At 55.4% G+C, this 10,525-nt stretch carries 9 protein-coding genes; 7 read left to right on the plus strand and 2 right to left on the minus strand.

From position 1 onward, the window contains the following. Nucleotides 1-56: 56 nt before the first annotated feature. Nucleotides 57-533, plus strand: coding sequence for a regulatory protein RecX (locus QPL98_RS15545; RefSeq protein WP_303293577.1), 477 nt, complete (start codon nucleotides 57-59; stop codon nucleotides 531-533). Nucleotide 534: 1 nt separating this feature from the next. Here QPL98_RS15545 and mltF read toward each other — a convergent pair whose 3' ends face one another. After that, a complete protein-coding gene (mltF, locus tag QPL98_RS15550) occupies nucleotides 535-2,043 on the minus strand; it encodes a membrane-bound lytic murein transglycosylase MltF (protein ID WP_011785944.1) in 1,509 nt (502 codons plus the stop codon). A 270-nt stretch (nucleotides 2,044-2,313) separates the two neighbouring features. Here mltF and purL point away from each other — a divergent pair, with 270 nt between their 5' ends. Together purL and QPL98_RS15560 are read left to right on the plus strand one after the other, a co-directional pair. Beyond that, complete coding sequence (gene purL / locus QPL98_RS15555) at nucleotides 2,314-6,219, plus strand: phosphoribosylformylglycinamidine synthase (protein WP_011785943.1); 3,906 nt, start codon at nucleotides 2,314-2,316, stop codon at nucleotides 6,217-6,219. 450 nt (nucleotides 6,220-6,669) lie between these two features. Then, nucleotides 6,670-6,981, plus strand: a complete 312-nt coding sequence (locus QPL98_RS15560; protein WP_011785942.1) for a YqfO family protein — start codon at nucleotides 6,670-6,672, stop codon at nucleotides 6,979-6,981. Nucleotides 6,982-6,988: 7 nt separating this feature from the next. Here QPL98_RS15560 and QPL98_RS15565 read toward each other — a convergent pair whose 3' ends face one another. Further along, complete coding sequence (locus QPL98_RS15565; protein WP_011785941.1) at nucleotides 6,989-7,537, minus strand: NUDIX hydrolase; 549 nt, start codon at nucleotides 7,535-7,537, stop codon at nucleotides 6,989-6,991. A 95-nt stretch (nucleotides 7,538-7,632) separates the two neighbouring features. Here QPL98_RS15565 and QPL98_RS15570 point away from each other — a divergent pair, with 95 nt between their 5' ends. The 4 genes from QPL98_RS15570 to purT are packed head-to-tail and all read left to right on the plus strand — an operon-like array spanning nucleotide 7,633 to nucleotide 10,141. Next, a complete protein-coding gene (locus QPL98_RS15570) occupies nucleotides 7,633-8,220 on the plus strand; it encodes a CoA pyrophosphatase (RefSeq protein WP_011785940.1) in 588 nt (195 codons plus the stop codon). Between the two features lies 1 nt (nucleotide 8,221). Further along, on the plus strand, nucleotides 8,222-8,758 hold the full coding sequence (locus tag QPL98_RS15575) for a gamma carbonic anhydrase family protein (protein ID WP_011785939.1): 537 nt from the start codon (nucleotides 8,222-8,224) through the stop codon (nucleotides 8,756-8,758). Then, a complete protein-coding gene (locus QPL98_RS15580; RefSeq protein WP_011785938.1) occupies nucleotides 8,755-8,937 on the plus strand; it encodes a DUF1289 domain-containing protein in 183 nt (60 codons plus the stop codon). Before QPL98_RS15575 ends, QPL98_RS15580 begins: the two co-directional genes overlap by 4 nt. 1 nt (nucleotide 8,938) lies before the next feature. Beyond that, nucleotides 8,939-10,141 carry a formate-dependent phosphoribosylglycinamide formyltransferase gene (purT, locus tag QPL98_RS15585; RefSeq protein ID WP_014421942.1) on the plus strand — a complete coding sequence of 401 codons (1,203 nt, stop codon included), beginning with the start codon at nucleotides 8,939-8,941 and terminating at the stop codon, nucleotides 10,139-10,141. Nucleotides 10,142-10,525: the final 384 nt, after the last annotated feature.

A 10,525-nucleotide genomic window follows, 5' to 3' on the forward strand; every position in this document is an offset into this window, starting at 1 on the left:
GGGTGCCCCGGGACGCTAAGTCTATCGTTTTGCAAGTCATCGCGGAAAGGGCCTGTATGGCAAAAGATCAGAAACATGACGATCCGGAATACCAGGCTCGTTCGGTAGCGCTGCGCCTGTTGGCCCGCCGGGAGCACAGCCGGTATGAGCTCGCGATCAAGCTGCGGCAGCGCAAGATTCCACCGGATGTTTTTGATCCGGTGCTCGATGAATATGAGCGTGAGGGCTGGTTGGATGACGACCGGTTCGCGGAGATCTATAGCCGCCAACGCATTGAAGCCGGCTACGGACCACTGCGAATACTGGCCGAGCTGCAGCAGCTTGGTGTGAATCAGGCGCCGGAGTGTCTGTCGTCCGTCGCAGAAGAAGAGTGGTGTCGGAGAGCGGTCCGGGCCCGTGATAAACGGTTCGGGCTGGCGGATGTGCAGGGGGATCTGCCTGAAAAACTCCGCCAGGCCCGGTTTCTGGCCCGGCGAGGGTTTTCATCCTCCCAGTCCGAGCACGCCTTGAGCGCGCGATCGGATGATGTTTGAGTCAGAGTGTTGGTGGTATCAACCGTAATTCCGGAGGCAGGTCTGCGCGCAGATCCGGCTGAGACTCTTTGGCTGGGGCTTCGGGGCCGGCCTCGTTGTCGCCAAGCCAGGCCAGCTGGTCCTCAAGCCCGGATGCCGACGGTGCGTCCGGTTCCGTAATCCGGACCAGGACGTCGTAATACCGCCGGATATTCTGTACGTAGACAACCGGTTCATGCCCGCGTGCGTAACCGAACCGGGTTTTGGTGTACCACTCTTTCTGGGCCAGCAGAGGCAGGAATTCCTTTACATCCATCCACCGATCCGGATCTTTCCCGGCGGATTCCGCCAGGCGTCGGGCATCTTCCAGATGTCCAAAGCCGACGTTGTAGGAAGCAAGCGCGAACCAGGTGCGATCCGGTTCCGGAATTCGGTCCGGGATTCGCCCGTGCACCATCCGGAAATAGCGGGCGCCGCCCTCAATACTTTCCTCGGCATCCAGTCGGTTATTAATACCGATGTAATTGGCGGTGGTGCGGGTGAGCATCATCAGACCGCGAACCCCGGTGGGGGAGACGGCGTTGGGGCGCCAGTGGGATTCCTGGTACCCGATGGCGGCCAGCAGGCGCCAGTCCATACCGGATTCTTGGGCATAATCCTTGAACAGCGACTGATAGCGGGGCAGGCGGTTCTCAACGTGGTGCATGAAGGTGCGGGCGCCAACGTAATTGAGCCGGTCCAGATGACCGTAGAACCGTTCGGCGAGCTGGGCCATGGTCCCGTTGTTGTTCACCCTTTCCATGAAAGCTTCGGCGGCATTCACCAGAGTGTCATCCTGAGCAGCTGGAAATAGCCAGACAAGATCACTGGGTTCGTTCAGTGCGAACGCTTCATAAACCTTTGGGAAGAAGACGTGGTTCAGATCCAGTTCATTGGAGGCCACCGCCGCATAGCCGAATTCCCCGCTTTCCACTCGGGCAAGAAGACCGGCTGCATCCAGGCCGGGATGTTTCTGAATGATAGGGCCAGCCTCATTCGCAGGGTCGGCAATAAGGTGCTCATGGTTGCTGTCGGCCAGCATATGGATGGTTTCGGAAGCCAGATCTTCCAGTGATTCCGGTGCCGGAACTTCCTTGTGGTAGACGATCACCGACTGCGCGGAAACCCCGATGGGCACGGAGCGGTACTGATTGTCAAAGTCCGGACGTTGTGTCAGGCCGGCGAGACCAACGTGAGCGTAATTTCTGGATAGGACAGAGAGGATTTCAGAATTGTCGTCGGCGACCCGAACCCGCAGTTCAACGCCGAGTTCGTTGGCAAACAGTCTGGCCAGTTCGTAATCGTAGCCGGTGTCCTGTTCCCGGTCCTGGTAATAGATAGAAGGCGCAACCCGGGTAATGACGTGCAACACGCCTTCTTCCCGGATTTCCTGCAGCGTGGTGGGCTGCGAGCAGCCGGTGGCAAGGATAACTGCCAACACAATGCTCAACTGCGCACTACTGCTTCGGAAAGTGCTGATAAATCGTGACAAATCCCTGCTCTCCGCTACACGCTCAATGGTCAGGATGGTCCGGGAGGTGCTCCCATGCTCCTGCTTTTTGATGCTTCTTGCTTTCCATGCATAGTTTCAATGATCACTGCTGAGGGCGAAATGGTCAATTGGTCTGGTTAATAACTGTGCAAAAGAATGTCAATTTTACACTGCGGAAAGAGGCCAGCTTCCGCTGTAACCTGAGGTCGGTTTCAAGTATCATTGCGGCCTTTCAGACGTCCCCCGATTCGCGCGATACAGGTTGATATCATGCTTGAACTTCGCGGCGCGCCAGCGCTCTCGCCTTTTCGTTCCCGCAAACTGCATTCCCGTATACAGGAAATGGTGCCGGGTGTAGAACATGTGTATGCCGAGTTCATGCACTTTGTGGATCTTGATGCCGACCTTTCCGATTCGGAACAGGCCATTCTCGATCGGCTGCTCACCTATGGTCCCAGTGTCCAGGTTGAGGAGCCGGATGGAATTCTGTTCCTGGTGGTACCGCGACCGGGCACCTTGTCGCCCTGGTCGAGCAAGGCCACGGATATCGCCCGCAATTGTGGCCTCCGGCAGATCCGCCGAATTGAACGTGGTATTGCCTACTACGTCAAGGCCAGCAAGAAACTGGGTCTGGAACAGCGTGAGCAGATTGCGGCGCTTCTCCATGACCGCATGACGCAGAAAGTATTTCACGAGATGGGCGGTGCGGAACTTCTGTTCAGCCACGAAGAGCCTCGCTCTCTGGGACGGGTACCGGTGTTGTCTGGTGGCCGGGATGCCCTGGTGGAAGCAAATGGCCGGTTGGGCCTGGCGCTGGCGGACGATGAGATTGATTACCTGGTCAAATCCTTTGTCGGCCTGGAGCGGGATCCGACGGATGTTGAGCTGATGATGTTCGCTCAGGCCAACTCTGAGCACTGCCGCCACAAGATTTTCAACGCGTCCTGGGATATTGATGGGGAAGGCCAGGAAAAGTCCCTGTTCGCGATGATTCGCAATACCTTCGAGATGAATAGCGAGGGCGTGCTGTCGGCCTACAAGGACAACGCCGCGGTGATCGCCGGCAGCGAAGCCGGTCGCTTCTTCCCGAATCCGGACTCGGGTGTCTACGGCTATAACCGGGAGCCGGTGCACATCCTGATGAAAGTGGAGACCCACAACCACCCAACAGCGATTGCCCCTTTCTCTGGCGCGGCCACAGGTTCTGGTGGCGAAATCCGGGATGAAGGCGCGACCGGTCGTGGTTCCAAGCCGAAAGCCGGTCTTACCGGTTTCACCGTGTCCAATCTGAATATTCCCGGTGATGAGCAACCCTGGGAAATTGGCTATGGCAAGCCGGACCGGATTGCCTCTCCGCTGGATATCATGATTGAAGGCCCCATCGGCGGTGCTGCGTTTAACAACGAATTTGGTCGTCCTAACCTGGCCGGTTACTTCCGGACCTTTGAAGAAAAAGTGCCGGGTGCTGCCGGTGAAGAGGTTCGTGGGTATCACAAGCCGATCATGATTGCCGGTGGTCTGGGTAACATTCGCGAGCAGGACGTCGAGAAGGGCAATATTCCGGTCGGCGCCAAACTGATTGTGCTGGGTGGCCCGTCCATGCTGATTGGTCTTGGTGGGGGCGCAGCCTCTTCCATGGACTCCGGTTCCAGTAACGAGAATCTGGATTTTGCCTCGGTACAGCGCGATAACCCTGAAATGGAACGCCGTTGTCAGGAAGTTATCGACCGTTGCTGGCAGATGGGCGAGAAAAACCCGATCTGCTTTATTCACGATGTGGGAGCTGGCGGCTTGTCCAATGCCATGCCGGAGCTGGTCAAGGACGGTGGCCGTGGTGGCAAGTTTGAGCTCCGGGATATTCCCAGTGATGAGCCGGGGATGTCGCCCCTGGAGATCTGGTGTAACGAATCCCAGGAACGTTACGTGATGGCGGTTGCGCCTGAAAACCTGGATCTGTTCGATGCCCTGTGCCGTCGCGAGCGCTGCCCGTATGCCGTGATTGGTGAGGCGACCGAGGAGCATCATCTGGAGCTGGGCGATTCCTACTTCAACGACAAGCCCGTGGATCTGCCGATGGAAGTGCTTTTCGGCAAGCCTCCGCGCATGCATCGCAGTGTCAGCCGTTCCTCCTTTACCAAGCCGATTTTCGATTCCACGAAAATCGATCTTCACGATGCGGTTCGGCGGATTCTGCGTCTGCCGTCGGTTGGCTCCAAGAGTTTCCTGATTACCATTGGCGACCGCACCATTACCGGGCTTGTGGCCCGGGACCAGATGGTGGGCCCGTGGCAGGTACCTGTGAGTGATGTGGCGGTCACCGCAGCATCGTTTGATGTGCGTACCGGTGAAGCTATGGCGATGGGTGAGCGTACGCCGCTTGCAGTGATTGATGCGCCGGCGTCAGGCCGAATGGCCGTAGGCGAAACCATTACCAACCTGGCGGCGGCACCGATTGCGAAGCTGTCTGATATCCGGCTCTCGGCAAACTGGATGGCCGCCGCAGGTCATCCGGGCGAGGATGAGAACCTTTACGAAACCGTTCGTGCGGTGGGTATGGAGTTGTGCCCGGCGCTGGGTATTACCATTCCGGTGGGCAAGGACTCCATGTCCATGAAAACCGCCTGGGAAGAGGACAATGGCGAGCAGAAGAGCGTGACCGCGCCTCTATCTCTGATTGTCAGCGGCTTCGCTCCGGTTACCGACGTTGCCCGCACCCAGACACCTCAGCTGCGCACTGATGCCGGTGAAACGGATCTTATTCTTGTTGACCTGGCCGCTGGCCAGAACCGTCTTGGCGGATCTGCGCTGGCGCAGGTTTATCGTCAGGTGGGTGCTGTGGCGCCGGATCTGGACGATCCCGAGGACATCAAGGCATTTTTCGCGGTTATTCAGGGCCTCAACGACGATGGCAAGTTGCTGGCCTATCATGACCGTTCCGATGGCGGTCTGTTTGTCACCCTCGCGGAAATGAGCTTTGCCGGCAGAACCGGTGTCGATATCAAGCTGGATGGCCTCGCGGAAGACGAATCCCAATTTGCCCGTGAACTCTTCAATGAGGAGCTGGGTGCGGTTATCCAGGTGCGCCGTGAAGACACTGATTTCGTTCTCCAGCAATTCTCCGGTGCCGGGCTGGGAGATCACACGAGTGTCATTGGTACTCTGAATGACAAGGATCGGGTTCGGTTGTTGTTTGCCGGAGAGCCGGTTCTGGATGAGGCGCGCCCAGATCTGCAGCGCCTCTGGGCAGAAACCAGCTACCGCATTCAGTCTCTTCGCGACAATGCCGACTGTGCCCGGGAAGAATTCGAGAACCTGCTCGATGCCGAGGATCCGGGGCTGAGTGCTGATCTGACCTTTGATCTGAATGAAGACGTCGCGGCGCCATTTATTAATACCGGCAAACGGCCGAAAGTGGCGGTGTTGCGGGAGCAGGGCGTAAACGGGCAGGTTGAGATGGCGGCCGCCTTCGACCGCGCAGGCTTTGAAGCGACGGACGTTCACATGAGTGACCTGCTATCCGGTCGCATCAGCCTGGAGAAGTTCCAGAGTCTGGTGGCTTGTGGCGGTTTCTCCTACGGTGATGTGCTGGGTGCTGGTGAAGGCTGGGCCAAGTCCATCCTGTTTAACGACCGGGTGCGTGATCAGTTTGCTGCGTTCTTTAATCGCCAGGATACCCTCGCCCTTGGTGTCTGTAATGGTTGTCAGATGCTTTCCAACCTGCACGAGCTGATTCCGGGCAGTGAAGGCTGGCCGCGCTTTGTTCGAAACCAGTCCGAACAGTTTGAAGCGCGTCTGGTAATGGTTGAGGTTACTTCTTCACCATCCGCCTTCCTGGATGGCATGACTGGCTCCCGTATGCCGATCGCGGTTGCCCACGGTGAGGGGAGGGTTGAGTTCGCTTCCGGCACGTCAGCCAAGGCGCTGTCGGATAACGAATTGGTTGCTCTCCGATATGTCGACAACCGTGGCCAGGAAACGACCCGTTACCCCTATAACCCCAACGGTTCAGAGTCTGGTATTACCGGTATTACCACAAGGGATGGTCGCGTGACCATCATGATGCCCCATCCGGAGCGGGTGTTCCGGGCCGTTCAGCACTCCTGGCGCCCGGATGGCTGGCAGGAAGATGGTCCCTGGTTACGCATGTTCCGCAATGCCAGAAAGTGGTTTGGTTGATTCGCTGAATCACACCTGAAAAGAGAAGTGAAAGCCAGCCTCCGGTCTCTGTTTATAAGAGGTTCGAGGCTGGCTTTTTTTATGCTCGATTAGTTAAACCGATACCTTTGATGTCAACCCCGAATTTTACCCCTGGTGCCTTAAAATAGTCTGTAAATTTGCCGCTTCAGGGCTTGACTAGACAACTTTATGCACATTTCCGGTGCCGCCCTGACTGTTCTGTGAGCAAACATTGAGAACTAAGTTCAGTTTTTGTGCGAAACTTTTAACCTATTGATATTAAAGAAAATAAAATCATGGGTGAAAATGTCGGCAATTTAAGGAAAGGCCAGTATTCATGGGGCTTGGGGGGCGATTCCCAAAAACTTTCCCCAGAGTTATCCACAGAATCTGTGAGTAAGTTTGAATTCTCTAATGCTGGGTGATATTTGATCAGTCAGGGAGGTGTCCGTGTATAAATTTTGCTACTTCGTACCTGAGAGTCATCTGGAACAAACCAAGCAGGCACTGTTCGATGTTGGTGCCGGAAAAATTGGAGAGTACGACAGTTGTGCCTGGCAATGTGAAGGCCAGGGGCAGTTCCGGCCGCTGGCGGGAAGCGATCCGTTTCTGGGGCAGCAGGGGCAATTAGAAACGGTGCGGGAATATAAGGTGGAGTTAGTGTGCGACGACAGCCTCATAAGAGATGCGCTAGCCGCATTGAAGCAAGCACATCCTTATGAAGAGCCGGCTTATGAGATCTTTCGGCTGGTTGATCTTTGACGGCGGGTCAGGCTTTTTTTCCCATGGGGTGGCGGATATCACTGACGTGAACGCCAAACCGTTCTGTCTCCATATCGATAAGAAAGAGCTCAAGGGTTTTGCGTACGGTTGGAAATGATATCTCGTCCCATGGAATCTCGCCGGGGGAGAAAAGGCGGGACTCCAGGGATTCTTCTCCGGCGCCGAATTGCCCGTCTTTAAGGCTGGCGCGATAGAACATGTGAACCTGGTTGATATGCGGCACATCGATGATGGAGTAAAGACCTTCGATGGTGACGTCGGCAAGGGCCTCTTCCAGCGTTTCCCTCGCTGCAGCCTCAATGGTTGTCTCGGCATTTTCCATGAAACCGGCGGGCAGGGTCCAATAGCCGTAACGGGGCTCGATCGCGCGCCGGCATAAAAGTATCTGGCCTTCCCAGACCGGAACTGTACCCGCTACAATCCTCGGGTTCTGGTAATGTATGGTCTCGCAGCTGACACATACGTAGCGGTGCCTGTTGTCACCCTCCGGAATGCGTTGTTCGACCGGATGGCCGCATGTGCTGCAATACTTCATTAGTTTCCCCGTATACTGAGTGTCTGTTGATGATCAGTTTAACGATCCCGGCTGTCTGTGTCTCATGCAAAATCGGGATGCCACTGGAGTAGCGAGTGCGAGACCTATTAACTAAAAAATTATCCAATTATGCCCCTCGACAGCTGGCACTGGATTATCCGGAAGCCGGTATTCTGGTGCCGGTAACGGATGATGAAAATAATCCGGAAATGATTTTCACCCTGAGGTCTGCCAACCTGAAAACCCATCGTGGCCAGGTGTCTTATCCGGGCGGCAAGCGGGATCCCGAAGATTCGTCGCTTGCGGCCACTGCGTTGAGAGAGACCCATGAAGAAATCGGGTTGCCTCCCGACCAGGTGGACGTCATCGCACCATTAAGCCAGGTCATGTCACGCTACGGCATTCTTGTAACACCCTACGTAGGGGTTGTTCCAGGCGATCATCCGGTGGTGCCCAATCCCTATGAAATAGAAAGCGTGTTCCGGGTACCGCTTTCCTTCTTTCTGGAAGACAGGAGGGAGCGCACCGATGCCCTCAGTTTTCTGAACCACACCTTTTATGTGCCCTGTTATCGCTGGGAGCGTTACCAGATCTGGGGGCTGTCCGCGGTTGTTCTGGTCGACTTTATGAACGCCGTGTACGATGCCGGAATCGATCTGCTCGAACCCCCTCAAGGAGGCTGATATGTTTTACGAGCTCGAAGACAAGCGCCCCCAGGTAGTTGGCGATGGTCAGTTTGTTGCTGAAAACGCCGTTATCATTGGCAATGTCCGGTTGCTGGAGAAAAGTAGCGTCTGGTTTAACGTGGTTATTCGCGGCGACAACGAGTGCATCACGGTTGGTCCTGAATCCAACGTTCAGGATGGATCGGTGTTGCACACCGATCCGGGGCTGCCTTTGACCATCGGCCGGGGTGTTACTGTCGGTCATAAGGTGATGCTGCACGGATGTGATATCGGCGATTATTCACTGATTGGCATAAATGCGGTGGTGCTTAATGGGGCAAAGATCGGCAAACATTGCCTGATTGGTGCCAATACGCTGATTCCTGAAGGTATGGAAATACCGGATGGTTCGATGGTTGTGGGCTCTCCTGGCAAGATCAAGCGTGAACTGAACGACAATCAGAAGAAAATGTTGGAAATGAGCGCGGCGCATTATGTTCAGAATGCCACGCGTTACCTGGAGAAACTTAAAGCGTGTGATCCGGAGCAGAAATGAACAGGGCTGATCGGGTGCGCTCACCCTGCGTAAGCGTGTGCGCCTTAGACGAGAACGATGTTTGCATAGGGTGCCATCGTACCAGTGACGAGATTCTTCACTGGACTCGCATGACAGACGATGAACGCCGAGAAGTTTTGAAACTGGTGGCAATACGTGAACAAAAGGTAGCTCTATAAGATGACCGATAACACCAAGACCAGCGTCAGATTGGGTACACCTCTTAAAAGCAACTCGTTCCGGGTACTTTTTTGTGGTTCCGGGGAATTGGGCAAGGAAGTTGTGATTGAGCTCCAGCGCTTCGGCGTTGAGGTGATCGCCATTGATCGATATGCCGATGCACCGGCAATGCAGGTGGCCCATCGTTCCCATGTTGTCGACATGCTTGACCCTGTGGCTTTGCGGAGCGTCATCGAGAAAGAGCGCCCGAACCTGATTGTTCCGGAGATAGAAGCTATTGCCACCCCGGAGTTGGTCAAGCTCGAGCAGGAAGGTTATCGGGTGATACCCAGTGCGCGGGCGGTGAACCTGACGATGAATCGTGAGGGTATTCGTCGGTTGGCTGCGGAAGAGCTCGGGTTGCCAACGTCACCGTATCGGTTTGCGGGTACGCGGGAAGAATATTTGCAGGCGGTTGCGGAAGTCGGGCTTCCCTTGGTGGTAAAACCAGTGATGAGTTCGTCTGGCAAGGGGCAAAGTACAGTAAAGACCGAAGCCGATATTGAAAGAGCCTGGGAGTACGCACAAACCGGAGGCCGAGCAGGAAAGGGCAGGGTAATCGTCGAAGGCTTTGTCGATTTTGACTATGAGATTACTTTGCTGACGGTGAGGCATAAAGAGGGGGTAACCTTCTGCGAGCCCATTGGTCACAGGCAGGAAGATGGTGACTATCGCGAATCCTGGCAGCCGCAGCCGATGAATGACCTGGCATTACAGCGTTCAAAAGAGATCGCCCGTGCTGTGGTGGAAGATCTCGGCGGTTACGGCATCTATGGTGTTGAGCTGTTTGTGAAGGGTGAGAACGTCTGGTTCTCGGAGGTCTCACCTCGCCCCCATGACACTGGACTGGTCACGCTTGTATCCCAGGACCTGTCCGAGTTTGCTATCCACGCCAGGGCCATACTGGGTATTCCCGTTCCTGTTGTTCGACAGAATGGTCCCAGTGCGTCGGCGGTCATTCTGCCGGAGGGAAGCTCCACAGAAGTTTCCTATACCGGCCTGGAAGAAGCCCTGGCACAACCGGGAACCCAGCTACGCCTGTTCGGAAAACCGGAATTACAAGGCAGGAGGCGAATGGGGGTAGCGCTGGCGTTGGGTAGCTCCATAGAGGATGCCCGGGAGAAAGCTCGCACTGCAGCAAGCTCTATAAAGGTCGAATTCTGAAAGCCTGATCCCTGAATCCATGGTGAGGGGTGAAAATCCGGGTGATTTTTGGTCGTTCTGGTTGTATTCTGAACAGCTCGATAGGTGGAAACCGAAGCCCGGTAAAATAAATTGAAAATGGGCGTTGACAGTTTTCCTGAGGGCTGTAGAATGCGCACCACTTCTGAGGGACACGGCAGACAACGCCGGTTCACGAGGAACGCAACTGCTTGAAAGTGTTCGAAAATTTGCTTCAAAAATTCTTCGAAAAAAGTGGTTGACAGGGCAGCGGAACGATGTAGAATACGCGGCCTTGATTGAGCAACAGCTCAAACGCTCTTTAAAAAGTTAACCAAGTAATTCGTGTGGGCGCTGGCCGAGGTATTTCGGACACGAAATATCAGG

Origin of the sequence: Marinobacter sp. ST-43 (genome assembly GCF_030541085.1) — a bacterium.
Lineage (GTDB): Bacteria > Pseudomonadota > Gammaproteobacteria > Pseudomonadales > Oleiphilaceae > Marinobacter > Marinobacter nauticus.